This window comes from Microbulbifer variabilis (genome assembly GCF_056232115.1).
Window position 1 is genome coordinate 4750344 of the sequence record NZ_CP174325.1, and the last position, 15586, is coordinate 4765929.

Genomic DNA, 15586 nt, shown 5'->3' on the forward strand with positions numbered 1-15586 from the left:
CCTGCATATTTGAGCCGCTTGTTATGTGAATCACTAGCCTGGGAACTGGAAATCATTGGACACTTTCTTAATTACATATTTGTTCCCAGAACTATAGCTCTCATACTCTAACATCTCGTTATCCAGTTTAATGATTCGATAAGCATCATAATTAAACGGATCAGCGGGGTTAGACGGAGAAAGATGATTGTCTTCAACCCAACCACGAAATATTGCAAAATAAACTGGGCCTGACACACCCCACTGGCCGGCTTCGGTTTGTTCCTTGATTTTTCCGTCTTTGTCATAAATACGAAAAATAATCTTGTAGGTTCCTTGCGGAAATCTCTCAACTATCTCTTGTCTCTTACCACCATCCTTAGTCGGTTGACTCCCGTACCATTTTCCAACCATGAGGTTCCAAGTTTCTTCTTGCGAAAATGTAAGTGACGGCTTTGCTGATGTTATCGCCACAGAAGATGTATTTGTAGTGGCACATCCTGTAACGATGAGCCCAGCAAAGACTATGAAGATGCTGACTATTTTCATGATTTTCCTTTCACATAACGCTCTAACTTGCGGCGGTTGCCGCATCGCGGTAACCGTCCGGCAACATTAGCTTGTTAGGTGCTGCTACCTTTAGCGGGTGCACCTGATTATTGATTAAGAAACCTTCTAGTTCACTTAGCTCAGCAGGTAACTTGGCGCCCTCATGGGAACCACAGCTGATGAATCGGAACCCAGCAGCGAATAGAATTTGTACCTTACGCCACTGCCTCTTATCAACTGCCTTTGGTGCCTTAAAGCTACGTCCCATCTCATGCATACATTCGCCACAACCTGGGCAAGGGTGACATCGAGTCGCCTTTTTACCAGAGTACTCAACAGGTCTTTTATAACTTTTTCGGCAATTGAAGCATACATGAGCAACCAAGTATTCGGGACCACGATGGAATGGAACCGGCTCAGGCGAATTAATAACACGAGTTCCCGTAGCCTTACGTAATTTCATTCTTCGGTGCTTTTCTAGATTTACGCTCATAATTCCTCTGGGCACCTAACGCCGAGCTAATTTTCGTCGATAGGCGTCAAATTGAGCCCCTTGTTAGCTTATTACCTAAAATACAATGAAAAAGCTCATTTAGCTGGGCCATTTCAATGCTTCTATCAGCTTTTGGGAGTTTTATATCTTCCAAACGAGTGAGTTGCTCCTCAATGTACTGATTCAATAAGGGAATAGCCGGAGACAGCATTTTTTCCTCGCTCACCCTTTTGCGTTCTAAAAGAGCATGAATTGTATCAAGCAACTCATTGTTTGTTACTAACGATAATACTTTTTCAAACTCTATTGGAGCGGCTGTACCATATTCTTCAAGCCACTGTATAGAGAATAATGGACGCAAGACATAGAAATACTTTTTAAGCGGCACCATTTCCTCACGTAAATACCCTCGATAATTGGTTTTTGCCATACTTCTGTAGTGATATATACCCTTTTCAGTAGAATATATTTCAGGCAGCAGCTCTAATGACTTATCACGAAAACAACCATCATCAATGTAAGATATTGAAGATTGGATCCACTCGACAAATGCAGGATTTGATTTCCAGAATAGTTTCAAAGCCTTCCTTACATCCCACCCGTTTAAATCGATATCATCAACTATTGGGTATTCAATCACATCCCGCTTATCTTCCAAATCCACCGATAGATACCATTCAGGTTTATTTACATAGATAAAACGGACATCATAATCGCTATTAGGTGAAGCAAACCCCCATGCTCTACTTCCTGATTCAATTGCCATAAGAATCGTTACATCAAATTTTTCTTCAGTCTTCTCTAGGCGACTTAATATATCTTCTCTAATACTGATGTCTATCATAATTTCATCTTGAAGCTAACAGTTAATTCAAAAGAAGCTTCTTTATATCACCCTGTTTTATATTTATATGCCCTAGCTCCTTCGAGAAGGAAAAAAACTAAGAAATTCAATCAATTATCTATACTTGGTACAAATGCACCAAAATAGATATAAAGTAGCGTCTTTATATCTCATTATTTTCGCTGCTTTGTATCTATTTGAGAATCCTAAAAGTATCAATAAGTTACTGAGTTTCACCTAAAAATAGGAGCAGCTGCTGCTGATCTTTGTTATAGAATGCACAACTGTATATTTTTCACTCAATATCAATCTATCTAAATAGCCAAAAACCGAAGATTTGAGGTTTATGGCTTGCCATCCACTTGAGCCCTCTAAACTGCTCCATCACCCACCTGGCGCTTGCACACGGTGTGCTCAATATCACCTGCTTAGCCTCCACCCAAGCTTTATGCCTAAACCTCACTATCTTGTAAACACAAGTCGATACACTGCACCTTTACTCGCCTCTTCCTCGAACTCATTAATCTCCTGATTTTTTACCATCCCGCGCCAACAGGTCCTTCACTACTACCATCTTTATAAGTGGCAGTAACGAATCCAGAGATTCTGGCTACACAGGTTCGAAAGACGAGTGAAGGATTGAAAGAGGTGCGGACTTGCACTTTGTAGGGTAGCCAAGCCGTTTGAGACACTATCTAAGGCCGAATAAGCTACGAGGGGTAGAAAAAGCAATGCGCAGATCCGATCAAAAATAGAACTTCCATTGGTGGTGACTGTAGTAGTCGCTAGCTCGGCAAACAAAACCCAGGAAGTAATGATGAGAATATTCTTTACTTCATCTGTCTCGCAGACACAACACTCAGAGCTTTTTTAGCTTTCTCAATATTATCTACACTTGGTTTCAGCAAAAATGGTGCAGTACACGGAGCTTGCAAAACTCCTTCAAGTTTTGATAATTTGAATGGATATTGGGTTTCAATGATACCCTGACCACCCACCTTTGCAGATGCCACCAAATAGCGATCCTCATCCAATTGACCGGGCAATCCAAAGGTAGAATTAGTCCAGAAAAGATCCACGATAGAGCTATCGTGCTTTCCAAATAACTCCTCTTCTACTGAAAAAGTTATTAGAGCATGCCTTGGCATTCCGGTGTATCTATTCTTGTCCACAACGATATAATTTTCTACCTTACCAACAAAAACATGGTTAGCAGAAATTATATTCTCAAAAATAAAATTTTCAATTTTAATACAAGCGCTGACTGAAGAGCTTTTCAAAAATAACAACAGTAAAATTATTCTAACTCGAAACACAATATTGACCATAAAATCATAAAGCTCAACACCTAGGCTAGGTACCTCATAGATCTAATATATCACCACTTACCTACTCATGGTAAGTAGCTTGTAGAGTTGGAATGAAATTGATTTTCTTATTGGTCAAAAATTTCCGAACTAGCTAGATTTTCATCGATTGTGTGAAGGTCCTCCCTACCATAAGTACCATTTTCTAAGTTGTCGTAAAGAAACAAGAGGAGAGACTTCTCGTATTCGTCACTCAAGTTAGCACTACCTAGTGCCTACAGCAGCTTGGCACGACGCCTACTTCAATTCATATATAGCGGTTATTCGTTGGCCTACTTTGATAAATTCAGGAACTGCCATTACTAAATCCATACCGTAGGAATCAGCTTCCATGGCTAAAGCATACGCTTGAGGGCTGTACTCCAATGAAAAAGTTGCATATGCCTGCCCAAAATTCTCTTCGGTAGTAATTCCATAGACACTCTTGACCGTTCTAGACTGGGCCTTAGCAAGGGCATCGGCTTTTTTCCTAGCTTTGAAGCTCAGATCAACAATCATTTTTTCTTTGTACTCATCTTCATGAGTAGTTTCAAAGAATGCATCTATATTTTGAACACCGTCTAACCGGATTAGCTGATTCATTATGCTAGGGTACTTCGTAAGATCAGTAATACGCAAATTGAATCCTTGCTGAACCTCATAACCCAAGATATCTAAGTTGTATGCTCCATCTTTTCTTGCTCGCTTAGTGGTCTTGTCGATTTGTGTTGATTCGATATTTGAAATGGGAATTTCGTTACTTTTTAAGATTTCTAACATTTGAGCAGAAAACTTGGTTAATTGATCCATCGCCTTATCTGACGATTTATCATATGCTGAAAGACTGAAGCGCACTTTTACCAAGTCAGGTTTAACTTCTTGCTCAAATTTTTCAGTGACAATCACAAACGGAAATTCGGGTACTGGATTGGCAAAAACTGAAAAAGAAATAATTAAAGATAGTGCCAATAAAACATATTTCATGCGCGATTCCTTTTAAGTTTTAATGCCCGTATTTGTGTCTTGTTTGTAGCGCAGCGGAAAACTAATCCGACAACATGCGCATGTTAAGAGGTGCTGCCACGCTCAGCTTCGTCTAATTTCTTTAAAGCAAACTCACCCCTTTCTGATACAGAGTGTGAGTTATCTGAAGCAAAGCGCTCAGCGAATACTCGTGCTTTCATACCTAAATTGCCTAACTCCCGTATCAATATCTCTGCTGAAAGGCGCCTAACGATGGACGAGCGATCTTCAGATGATCGTTTTAATAAGTCTAGTAGCGGAATTTCAATTTCTAGCATTCGCTCACCTACGATAGGTTTTAGCTTGCCTTCACAGTACCTTATATCAGTCCACACCCATTTTCGGCCTTCGATCCATGCTACTCGCCCTTCAAATAAGCTGCGGTATGCCTTAGCTCGAACCGTAGGCTGAATTGCAGACTGAGCTATTTCTTCAATTTTCTCATCAAGTATCGGTGTGCGGCCAAGTTGAGAAAAGAGTGAAAGCATAGGTCCAGAAGCCGATGAAATTAACTTAGACCGAAGAGACTTTGCTATTTCCTCTTCGCAGATAATTTTCAGAAGAACCTCTTTATCTATTTCTTCTATCCTGCCCCACGAGTTCCAATTAGAAAGCGTGACACATAGTGCATCAACTACAAATTTTGGATCAGTCGATCTAGCTACCCCAAGAAGCGTTTCCCTTGCGGCTTTACGGACTTGAGGCACCCAATCATTGAGTCTACGAACCGCCAGAGAGAAAAAGAAAGTATTCGGCGCAGCCCCGGAAAGGGCTCGCAGTGCTTTTTCACGTGTGTAACCATCCCAGCTAGTAAGATCGAGCCAAGTTACTAATTCCTTGGATTTTGACCATACCCCACACTTCGGGGGAACAGACTCCCTTATAGCCGAAGAAAATTCTGAACGAATAGAACGTTCCCAGTGATCAAAACTCGAAAGAGGCAGCTGAGACGTCACTTCAATTAGTTCAGACATATCGGCCATGAATTTACTATCCGAGTTTATCGAGCTAGCAAACGTTCTCACTGCTGAAATAATTTTATCTTCCATAATCTGTGATTATTGCACCTACTATTCTTGCCTATTAACACCGCAATCAGTAGCAACTTGCTTTGTGTGCTGCACAAAAATAGGAGCACAGCGACCGTACAAGAAGTGCACCAAGTAAGACGTCAGCTGTATTGCTTTGTTAACTGGGGCTCAACCAATACTTTTGAGACTGGCGCCGCACCAAAAGCAATTTGGGCGCGACTTACGTATTTTATGGCCACAATCAAGGCAGTTCTTCCCAGATATGGGGTCAAATTTCCCATCTAGCTTCCCATCACGTAAGTCAATTTCAGCCATTTTTTCTTTAAGCTGACTCTCAGAGAACCCTGTAGAACGCTCAAGCTCCTCAAATAGTGCATGGCATAGCAAAGATAAACGATCTACTTTCTCTTCCAGCTCGCGGACTGATGAAAGCGCCGCTTTAGAATCATGCTTTGCATCACTACTCAGTTTTTGATTATCCGAGATCTGACTCTGCTGAAAAGCATCCCAAAACCATGACATGGTTGATTATTTCCTCCGACTGTTAACGCTTTAAGCAATGGACCAAAAACGCAGTTTTGTGTCCGCTGCCTTAATTTGTTAAGTGATTGTTAGCTACTTTGTTTGGATATAAGCTTATAAGATGGCTTATCTGTTTCTATGGCATATCCAAAAAGAATATTTGAAGAAATAACAGGGGTTACCTTAATAATGCCAATTTTATTGGCTACTAATTCACGCTTTATCAATTCATAGCTGGTATTAATTTCCTGCATATTTGGACTCATCGAACTTGTTCCAAACATAACTATAACCGTACCATCACTTGTTCCAGCCACCTTCATTTTCATGCCAGATATAGAGATCTTTTTAGTAGGTCCTGATAAGCCAGAACAATCTTGCGACAGTTTATGAGGGCTACTACAAGTCATACCAACTGCCGAAATAGAATCATTATTCAGTGAGTCTGGGACCAAAACAGGCGGGCTTGAAACACAGGCAGTTAGTAATACCGCAGAAAATAGTAGTAGTGTATTTTTAATCATCTTCCTTCCTTATTGTTTAAAGTAAATAGTGCAGAAATAGCTTCATCAACTACTTGTGAAGGTTTTTTCCTGACTAAGGACGTTCTATGTGAATATGCTGAGGCTAGCAGCAGGCTGGACTCTTTCTCATAAAAACGGATATCCACATTTAGTAAATACCACGTCACATCCCACTGCCATTGCCCCCCATAAACAATTTTCACATCATAGTCTTTAGAAGTATCTGACGATTCAGCAAAAACCTTCAACCCTTTCTTCTTTAGTTGAAGTGAAATAATTTCATCTAGCCCCCTCTCATCAGTTGTATTCTTCTCAACCTTGTAAACTAAATTACGATCAATAGATTCTCCTGGGACAATATAGCCACCCATAGTACTTGAACAACCCGCTATGGATAAGAATAAAGCGGCAACAATAAATATTTTGTACTTCACTAAAACGCCTGAATCTGATGGATATGTATTTTCACTTAACGCCGCCATATAAAAGGCGAGCAACTTGTTGCGAGTCCAGCACGCGAAGTGTGCGATTTTTAATGGCCTTGTTAGAGCTCATTTCCCTTGTTCCTTTTGTTTGAGAAAACTGACTTTAGTGCAGCCAGACCAAACAATATCAATGCTGGAGCAATTCCAAAAGTTAAAACGCCTCCAGAGTATTCAGGTAGCTTCTCGACGAAAGTATTGTATAGAACCCATACAACTATCGAAATTCCTATTAAGAAAGATGTTAAACCAAATATTGCTTGAGGGAAAAATAGCAATACTGAAATGTATTCCTGAATTTTCGTTTTCCGTTCTAAAGCTCTAAGTTCAGCTGCGTAATCGAAGCAAAACAGAGTTGAGCAAATCAAAGAGACAAGAAATAGCAATCCGAACCAACCTGTAATCCTCATTAGAAATAAAGAACTTGGGATAAGAAGGAAAGATATTAGAAGCTTTGATCCACTAGATGTCATACGCGCAGCCCTAACAGTTAATTCAAAAGAAGTTTCTTTATATTACCCTACTCCATATTTCCAAGCCCTTCTCTCTTCGAGCATAAGAAAAATCTCGAAGAATCAGCAAGTTACCTGTACTTGGCGCAAATGAACCAAAATAGATATAAAGCAGTGTCTTTATATCTCATCATTTTCGCTGCTTTATATCTATTTGGGAACCCTTTAAATATCAATGAGTTACTAATTTTTACCCATAGATATGAGAGGCTGCTGCTGATCTTTGCTGCAAAATGCATAGCTGTTCATTTTTCACTCAATATCGACCGTTCTTGCATGCTCAATACCGATCATCTGCGGGTTGGGCTAGTCATCTACTTGAGCCCTCCAAACAACCCCTCACCTGGTAGCCTCTTGGGCACAGGATACCTCACATCGCTAGGCATAGCTCCCGCCCAAAGCTGTATATGCATCCACTTCACTGCCTTGTACACAAGTCGATACACAGCACTTTCACTCGCCTCCCTTCCTCGAACTTACTGACTTCCCAATTTTTGTCATACGGTGTCAATAGGTTCTCTACTGCTGCCATCTTTATAAGTGGCGGTAACGAATCTAGAGATTCTGACTACACAGGTTCGGAAGACATGTGATGGGTTTAAGACTAGAGGTGCAGAGTGGCACTTTGCAGGGCAGTAGCCAAGCCAATTGAGACATAGTCCAGTGAAGAATGAGTTTCGAGGGGTAGAAAATCGAAGCTCAGATTTCATCAAAAGTAGAACAGCCATTACTGGTGATCGGTGTGTCCGCTACCTCAGCACATAAGAGCTAGGGAGCATTGATGGGAACATTCCGTCATCATCAAAAGGCCGGGTATCTTGGCAAAGCGTGGGCTCTATTTTTAGCACAATCCTGAAAGCCATTTTAAGCAGTTGATGGGCTCGGCAGTATTGGTATGAAGTTTTATGTACAGTAAAACGAGCAATGAGTACGCGTCTTGTGGGGCTGACAAGGCTTGCTTACCCTTTCCTCCAGTCGGCTAAGAGGGTCTGCTTGTTAAACACCTCCAAGACACCAACATGGCCGCTCCGAATTCTCAACCTAATCACCTTTGGCACCCAAGAGGCATTCGAATCAGAATGCGTATACCGCCTAACGAACAGAGGCACAATGCTTCTGCTTGGAGTCCCGATAATTATTGGGTACCTCGAGTTGCCCCACCCTTTTAGTATATTCAGGCCTTTGCTTTCCGTTCCCTTTTGATCCGCACATCGATTTCTTCACGGTGGATGGGGAGTGATTTGGGTGCGCTTATGCCTATCTTCACTTGATTGCCTTTCACCTCCAGCACAGTGACTGAGACAAATGTTTTATCAGCTTTATACACGTTGCCGCGCCTCTTTGTTAAATGAAGATAGAGCACGAACTCGTTGTAAGTTGGATTAGGTAGTTAGATCTGAAGTTACTATGGAGCAAATCATATCCCCCGCATTACTGATCCTGCCTGGCTGCCTCTGGATTGAAGCTAATCGCATAGGTAACGTCTGCGATTACCGGTCACAAAGTGAAGAGGGTGTCGGAAATTTTGTAATTAGCAGTCAGTCCAATTCTTCTTGGACCCAATCACAATACCTCGGTTTCTAAGTTGGGCACCAAGCACATCTTGCCGCTTTCTACAGGCTCACTGGTCCGGCTGTACCAGTTGAGAGGTTAAATTGAAGCGGCAGATTACAGCTCCTTGAAAACCTATGTCTAGTAGATGGCAGCAGAGAGGAGTGCAAGGATGGTAAGAACTCGGATGAGTGTGTCATATCCTAGCAGAGTTCTCTGGGCGCGTTACACTACTGCCAATAATCTAAATTTCAGCTATTCAAACACTGCATGTCCATGATTGCTACGGCACTAGAGAATAAATATGGGTTAATATTTGACTATTCAGTAAAGTAAGACCTCAACCAAAATGAGGTAAAAGCAACTTATACAGCTTCCCTCTTCTACCTCAATTAGTGGGTGTTTAGGTTTTTTGTGGGTTTTGATTGTGGGTTTTGATTGTGGGTTTTGATTGTGGGTTTTGATTGTGGGTAAAATACCCCGGCACTTAAGAGCCTATAGGGTATTCGCTGTAATAATTATATTTAACTATTATAAGTGCAATCTGAGTTCGTACACAGCTGAACTATAGTAGCTTTTTGCTTTGTGCCAATGCATCCATCCAACCTAAAACGAATAGGCTTTTGGCTAACTTGAGCTGACATTGCAATTGATACGGCACGGTCAAAAGCTGCTTCGTTGCCTAAAGAATCAGAATCAAATCTTACCGCGTGATCGTCACTACCACATTCTTGAGTTTTAGGTCCAGTCCACCTTATAACCACGTAATCAGAAAAAGATTCAAGCAAATCAATCTCACCATGCGACCAGCTAGCCTCTGCAGATACATTAGGGGTTGCAAGCATTAGCAGCAGAGAAAAAATATATTTTTTCAACGTTTATTCCTTTTAAATATTGAGAGTAATTCTAATATTATAGCAATCCAGGGTATATTTCATCATCTAAGGCACTTATGAACTGAAGAACTAGCTGTGGGATAACCAACTTTCATGGGCCTTTCATCTTACCGACCATTAATCCAAAACCTCTATTTCTGCGGCCTCAAGAGGTGGGTTTACTGAAGTACCTCACCACACCACTCTGAAATTCCTCCTAACACTGTGGCTTTATCAAAAGGCCTAAACTCTATCCGTGCCAGCATCACCAAGATGCCTGAAGACTCTGGTTAAACTTCGAATCGCCGGTGCATTTGTGAAGCAGTCTCAGGATCTTCGCAAAACTATCTTTTTAGCCATACGTTCAGTGGAGCTTATGTTAAGTATATTATCTGGAATTCAGTTTTATCCTTACAACCAAGCTTCAAGGTCTTGACCCATATGAGTATTTTGGAGAGATACTCTGAAGAAGGTTCCGTATTTCCAATACGTTGAGAATTATGAAGTTTTGATACCCTGGAATATCCAACTTAAGAAGGTTGTGCTGGCAGCTATCGCATAATAAAAGGCTCTACCCTAAAGATGTCGAGCCATTAGCAACACAGGGCCATCAAACTCTCTACGACTTTGCATTCAGCGGTGCTATCCCTGCCTATGATCTTCCTCTTAAATTTGGTATATTCCTCACCTGTAGCTCACATACCGCTTGCCAATATAAAATAGGAATAGAAATGAAGTATTTTTTACCAGCTCTATGTATTACTTTGAGCACCTCAATTCCCCTAAATTCTAGCGCCGAAACTTCTCCTATCGCCAAGATTGACCACATAACAGTTGGTGAATCCTTTGCCCGTATCCATGCCACACAAATGATGGGGGTATCGAATGGGGTGGGGAATACATGTAGCGATAAAAGTTATTACTACCTGGATTTAACTGATGGTAAGAATAAAGGACAATTTTCCGCAATTCTTGCTGCAAAAGCAGCACAAAACGATATCGCGTTCCAAATAGATAGTGGAAGGTGTATCGGAGCTTATGCCGAAATACTGCATACATATGTTTATTAATTATCTGGGCCTCTAACCTTTTCTGTTTCAGGCCAAACTAACCCCCATATCGTAATTGACACCAACACAGTCCGCCTTCATGTTATCACCTGAATAGACTTCAATGGCACTTTCATGGGGGTTTCGATTGTTCATGGTAAATATAGTATTAGTGTTCCTTCTCAGGCAATGCGCTAGTCTGGCTTACATTCCGCTGGTTCCATAACTTCCATTTATATAAATCTAACTTTCATTTTTTACTCAGCACCTACCAGTAGTATCGTTTTTTAAGGGAGTTTTTTATTGCGGAGAAGTGAGCAGTACAAGAACTACGTTATTCAAATAACGCAAGTAGTTGATGCACCGCTTACCCATTCTATAGTTTCGTACATTAAGTAGACTCTGAAAGCTAATACAGCCTACTATGTACTAGACAGGTACACTGCATATATTTTTTTGCGATCACCTACACAGCATAACCACCAATGCTCAAACCTACTTGTTATCGACCTATATACTGCACGTAAAGTTGACAGTTTTCCCCCACTTCCCGAATCATTTCATAGATCAGAGAGTAACAACAAACTAACATCTCGAAATGCCTAACCCTAAACTACTTATAAATTCGTATCATTTGCGTAGATTGCGACCAATCATCAGTCTTACAATTAAAACCGTCCGGATATCTTAGTATTACCGATTCGCCTGTAGCCATTGCTTGTTGTGCAACTGACTGAAATGAGGAAGTGCTAGATTCAGAGTGCAAACCCAATGATTTCCATGAACTCCCAGACTCATCTTGGACTCGCAAAAGAACGTCCAATTTTTGAGACTGTATTGCAGTAATTTTCCATGGGCCACAGTCTACCGTTGCATAGCAATCTGAGGCCAATATCAAAAGGGCTATTATACTAACTTTCTTCATATCACTCTCCAGTATCTCGAATTTATAACAACTGTCCAAATAGTAAACCCTATAATTTAGTACCGATTTGAGATTTACCAAAGGGTTAACCAGGATGACAGCCTGAAGGCTAAGCTACTTAAGCTATTTCACATCAAGTCCGGACACATCACCGTGAATTACTTAAACTAATTACAATAAAAACCCATGATTCCAAGTTTCTACAACGTTACTGCCATACAAACCACATACACCATGTCCATAAGCAGTAACAGTTGCTCCTGAAGCCTTTGCCGCTAAAACCATACTTAAGACCGCTTTCCCCCCATCAGTAGCTGCATCCACTGCCAATGCATTGCCATAGTTTGTTTTATCCGCACAGGCTGCCGGCGTTCCACCTAAAGGCTTATCAAAAAAAATCATGGCTCTCCCATCTCCATCGACTCGAATCTGCTCCACCTTTGCACTGACCGAGCCTAAAGAATAAGCATTTGACGCAAGTAATACCGCAAAAGCTGTAATCAACAACTTCTTCATTTTACCAACCTTAATATTTTTAAACTAATAAAAAACAGTTCTGGATACCCAGCACAGGAGTAGCTTAAACCGTTAACCCACATATCACAACATCAAGCCCACTGAGTAAGTACCAGACATAAAAACAACTATTTCTTCAAATAATGTCTCTCCCGCGCCACACACAGATCTCCCCCGGCTCACAACCTTGCTATCATTGCGCCTGCAACCGTGTGCTCAGGATACTCCTTTGCGCAGGAGTATTGAATATGAATAAGTGCAGCAAACTAAGAAATTAATTTTTATTGATATTTACATGTGGATGCGAATTTTTTAGGCCGGCTTAGACATAAAATATAGCTTCTTTAGATGCCATCCAACTTAACGCCCCATAGTTTTAGAAACACTGACTAAAATTATGGGGCATCACTCTTGAGCTCCCAATCAGTAGGAAGCACTGCAATTTTCGTGCTATCTATTTATAGGTACTCATATACAGCGGCTTTTGATAGTCAACGATAGACTCGCAACTGCCTGCAGTTTTGATTAGTACATCACCACCACCAAATGAATCATAAGCACTTATTCCTTGAATCTTGCCTACAGCACTTGGAACCGCAGCCTGGACAGATAAAGCTCCTGTTAACAATAGCGTACTCAGTAGTTTCTTATACAACTTCTTTCTCTCTTGTGCTCGTTAATTTATAAGAGATTATTATACAACAGTGCAATACTCCCAAAGCACTTCAAAGTAGCTCATCTATTTCTGATATAGAGCCAACAAACAAGGGCATTGTATCAATATATAAATTACTATTACCAAAGCCCTCAGGATCTATAGCTGTCGCGCCCATCTGGACATCAACAAATGGAGTCCACGGAGCAATGTATGTGATATCAGACTTTGCCACCTTTGCACTAAATATTTCGCCTGAAAAGCAGAATAACGCAATAACGTAGAAAAAGTACTTCCTCATCTCTCACTCCACTAAGAAGCAGTTAAATTTATAACCATGCCCCAAAGAGGTTCATATATCGCTTTATCTTCTCTTTAATTTTCACCAAAAGCCAAATCTCTTTAATGTAACGCAAAACAAGCACATATACGACAGCAGGCTTAAGGGCCGGCATTCTCGCTGCTATCGACCTTTTTGGGAAGCCTCAAAAACTAGTGAGTTAGAATTTTTATGGTGGGGTGAAGAAGTGACCCTTGCAGCCTGTCACCAAAAGATAAAACTTGGCGCACTTCCCATTTAGCCACAGAGACTCCAGGCCCCAAACTGAGTTGGATGAGCGTATTGAGTAACGTAGTGGACGCAACCAATTCTTATATCCCTATCACTCACAATGCTTGGGGCAAAATACCTTGAGAATACATGCTGACCAGGCCCTGCCGGACGGAATTGGCTCACACAGGACTACCCCTTCAGGCCTATCACATGTTTTACTTCCTCCTTACTGGAAGACTTTCCCACTCTTGATCTAAACGCAATTACTCCCACGACTATCCATCATTTTGCAAGTGCGATTTATAAGCAGGAACAGAAAATGAGTACCCCATGAAGGCCCTTTAAACTGCAAGATTCAAGCTGGTTTTAAAAATCCAACAACAATGATAGTAAACGTTTAAATCAACATTTCTTCTAACAATGCAAGAACCTAGGCTGATTCCCCCAGAGAGAATTCAAGCCCACACTGCTCCGCCTGTATCCTCAACTTCCCATCCTACTAATAGTCTCATTCTCTCCAGGATAAAAAATGGTTCATATTTGACATTACCTAACATCAATTTTTCAGCTATTATCTTCCATCTATGATTTCCAGATCAGTAAGCTGCTAAAAACCACCATACACATGTCACCACTAGAAATAACAGTTCCCTATGGTTGTTAAGTAACCAGCAAAAAAGCTCTAGCTAGCTCTAACCGTTAAATAATATCCACACAGTATGTGAGGCTCTTAAAGAGCCTATCAATATGCACTCCTAACAACCATGCATATGAAAATGGTCACTTTTGACAGTTGTGCACTAAAAGTCACCCTGGTAATCTTCGATTGTCAATATTTATTGGCCAATAACGATAACTTTAAATAGGTAATTGATTGATGTATTTGTCAAGATTTATTTCTGGCTTACTATTGATTGGGGGGTTAGCTGGTAGTAAAGCTTTCGCCTCTGACAGTATGGACTGTGTGGTTATTGAAAAAAATGACCTAGTCCAGGTTGAACTAAATAAATCCAATTCTTATCAGAACTGCTTTTCTCTAGATAAAATCCCTTCTTCAACACCAGTTGACATAGTCTCTTTTGCTTTTGATGATACTAAGAATAAATTATCTGTATATGAGGTAGGGTCTTCCAATACCAAGCAACTAGTCGTAAATTCAATCTCAGGTACTGATACTGTTAACGCAATTTCGTTAAATACACATAATAAATCTCTCATTGTCGAAATTGCTCCAACCATAAAATTAACTTCTAACAAAGATGTTGACATTACATACCTTATGGTAAATGGAAGAGCCCAGGTTATTGTAAAGATTTACGACGTTAAATCACAAACCAGCTCAGGAGGCAGCTCAGGAGGCAGCTCAGGAGGCAGCTCAGGAGGTGGAACCACAATTCCTCCTATTGATCCAGGTGGCTGTGACAGCGTCATGTGTAGAGAACCCGTATTTTTCATGGCAACCTCAAGCTCTGCTCAAGCATGCACTGCAAGTCAGAAGGCCCCAAATCCGCCATCAAATTTTGATATCAATAAGCACTTGAAGCAATTCAAGAGAGCAGGCATCGCAGCAAGCAAACTCCCTGGAGGGAAAGTCACGTTAAGTGCGGCGGTTATGGCTAGCATGTTTGCACCTAATCGAACCTATGACCTTAAAAACAACCCAAATTACAATGCAGACCAAGAGTTTGGGAATTGGTTTTATGGAGCTGCCGCTCATCAAATGGGCTTTACTGAACAGGAAGCACTTACCGCTGGAGCAGTAGTACAACAGTGGCAAAACTATAATAACTCAAATCACCCCGACGCTAATGATATTGGAAAATTAGTGGGAAATATTGCTCATGCGCTCGCAACCGGAGAAGGGGACAACCATGATGATGCGGCACCAATTAAGGGCGGGCATAGTTATAGTAAAGATATATATGAGAATGATGCTAACGCCGATAGCAACTCTGACTCTTGCAGTCCGAACAAAACTGTAAACTCACCTACTACAGCTGCTCCAGGCTATGGTATTGGTGGTCTAGGGTATGGTGGAGGTTGGAGCGGAGGCGGTATGTATTTCGGATCTGGTGGCTGCTGGGGTAGCTGTAGTAGAACTGTAATCATTGTAGAATCGCTTTAAAATACTTTGAGGCCTGTCAATCCAAGGTAGGC

16 protein-coding genes are annotated in these 15586 nt (G+C 41.1%); 2 read left to right on the forward strand and 14 right to left on the reverse strand.

Annotation, left to right across the window (positions count from 1 at the left end; all coding sequences use genetic code 11):
• Nucleotides 1-33 precede the first annotated feature (33 nt).
• The 11 genes from ACJJI7_RS21290 to ACJJI7_RS21340 form a co-directional block, all read right to left on the reverse strand.
• A complete protein-coding gene (locus ACJJI7_RS21290; protein ID WP_282953035.1) occupies nucleotides 34-528 on the reverse strand; it encodes a hypothetical protein in 495 nt (164 codons plus the stop codon).
• 22 nt (nucleotides 529-550) lie between these two features.
• Entirely contained in the window at nucleotides 551-1021 is a 471-nt protein-coding gene (locus ACJJI7_RS21295; protein WP_444901268.1) for a hypothetical protein, read from the reverse strand.
• A 46-nt stretch (nucleotides 1022-1067) separates the two neighbouring features.
• Nucleotides 1068-1865, reverse strand: coding sequence for a nucleotidyltransferase domain-containing protein (locus tag ACJJI7_RS21300; RefSeq protein WP_282953033.1), 798 nt, complete (start codon nucleotides 1863-1865; stop codon nucleotides 1068-1070).
• 830 nt (nucleotides 1866-2695) lie between these two features.
• Nucleotides 2696-3193 carry a hypothetical protein gene (locus tag ACJJI7_RS21305; RefSeq protein WP_282953032.1) on the reverse strand — a complete coding sequence of 166 codons (498 nt, stop codon included), beginning with the start codon at nucleotides 3191-3193 and terminating at the stop codon, nucleotides 2696-2698.
• Between the two features lie 276 nt (nucleotides 3194-3469).
• Nucleotides 3470-4195, reverse strand: coding sequence for an SIMPL domain-containing protein (locus ACJJI7_RS21310; protein ID WP_282953031.1), 726 nt, complete (start codon nucleotides 4193-4195; stop codon nucleotides 3470-3472).
• Between the two features lie 83 nt (nucleotides 4196-4278).
• Nucleotides 4279-5283 (reverse strand): hypothetical protein, encoded by a 1005-nt coding sequence (locus ACJJI7_RS21315; protein ID WP_282953030.1) that lies wholly within the window; start codon nucleotides 5281-5283, stop codon nucleotides 4279-4281.
• Nucleotides 5284-5433: 150 nt separating this feature from the next.
• Nucleotides 5434-5787 (reverse strand): hypothetical protein, encoded by a 354-nt coding sequence (locus tag ACJJI7_RS21320; RefSeq protein ID WP_282953029.1) that lies wholly within the window; start codon nucleotides 5785-5787, stop codon nucleotides 5434-5436.
• 89 nt (nucleotides 5788-5876) lie between these two features.
• Entirely contained in the window at nucleotides 5877-6311 is a 435-nt protein-coding gene (locus ACJJI7_RS21325; RefSeq protein ID WP_282953028.1) for a hypothetical protein, read from the reverse strand.
• Nucleotides 6308-6745, reverse strand: coding sequence for a hypothetical protein (locus ACJJI7_RS21330; RefSeq protein WP_282953027.1), 438 nt, complete (start codon nucleotides 6743-6745; stop codon nucleotides 6308-6310). The genes ACJJI7_RS21325 and ACJJI7_RS21330 overlap by 4 nt, the downstream gene beginning before the upstream one ends.
• A 1734-nt stretch (nucleotides 6746-8479) precedes the next feature.
• The gene (locus ACJJI7_RS21335) at nucleotides 8480-8632 is read right to left on the reverse strand and encodes a carbon storage regulator (protein ID WP_282953026.1); all 153 of its coding nucleotides are present in this window, start codon (nucleotides 8630-8632) and stop codon (nucleotides 8480-8482) included.
• A 748-nt stretch (nucleotides 8633-9380) separates the two neighbouring features.
• On the reverse strand, nucleotides 9381-9731 hold the full coding sequence (locus ACJJI7_RS21340; RefSeq protein ID WP_282953025.1) for a hypothetical protein: 351 nt from the start codon (nucleotides 9729-9731) through the stop codon (nucleotides 9381-9383).
• 731 nt (nucleotides 9732-10462) lie between these two features.
• On the opposite strand from ACJJI7_RS21340, the gene ACJJI7_RS21345 reads away from it, so the two are divergent.
• Nucleotides 10463-10801: a hypothetical protein gene (locus tag ACJJI7_RS21345; protein ID WP_282953024.1), complete on the forward strand. Its 339-nt coding sequence runs from the start codon at nucleotides 10463-10465 to the stop codon at nucleotides 10799-10801.
• A 1075-nt stretch (nucleotides 10802-11876) separates the two neighbouring features.
• On the opposite strand, the gene ACJJI7_RS21350 is transcribed toward ACJJI7_RS21345, so the two are convergent.
• The 3 genes from ACJJI7_RS21350 to ACJJI7_RS21360 form a co-directional block, all read right to left on the reverse strand.
• Nucleotides 11877-12221 carry a hypothetical protein gene (locus ACJJI7_RS21350; RefSeq protein ID WP_282953023.1) on the reverse strand — a complete coding sequence of 115 codons (345 nt, stop codon included), beginning with the start codon at nucleotides 12219-12221 and terminating at the stop codon, nucleotides 11877-11879.
• Nucleotides 12222-12675: 454 nt separating this feature from the next.
• Nucleotides 12676-12876 (reverse strand): hypothetical protein, encoded by a 201-nt coding sequence (locus tag ACJJI7_RS21355; protein ID WP_444901267.1) that lies wholly within the window; start codon nucleotides 12874-12876, stop codon nucleotides 12676-12678.
• A 70-nt stretch (nucleotides 12877-12946) separates the two neighbouring features.
• Nucleotides 12947-13177 carry a hypothetical protein gene (locus tag ACJJI7_RS21360; protein ID WP_444901266.1) on the reverse strand — a complete coding sequence of 77 codons (231 nt, stop codon included), beginning with the start codon at nucleotides 13175-13177 and terminating at the stop codon, nucleotides 12947-12949.
• A 1129-nt stretch (nucleotides 13178-14306) separates the two neighbouring features.
• Between ACJJI7_RS21360 and ACJJI7_RS21365 the strand changes: the two genes are divergently transcribed.
• Nucleotides 14307-15554 (forward strand): polymorphic toxin type 44 domain-containing protein, encoded by a 1248-nt coding sequence (locus ACJJI7_RS21365; RefSeq protein ID WP_444901265.1) that lies wholly within the window; start codon nucleotides 14307-14309, stop codon nucleotides 15552-15554.
• Nucleotides 15555-15586: the final 32 nt, after the last annotated feature.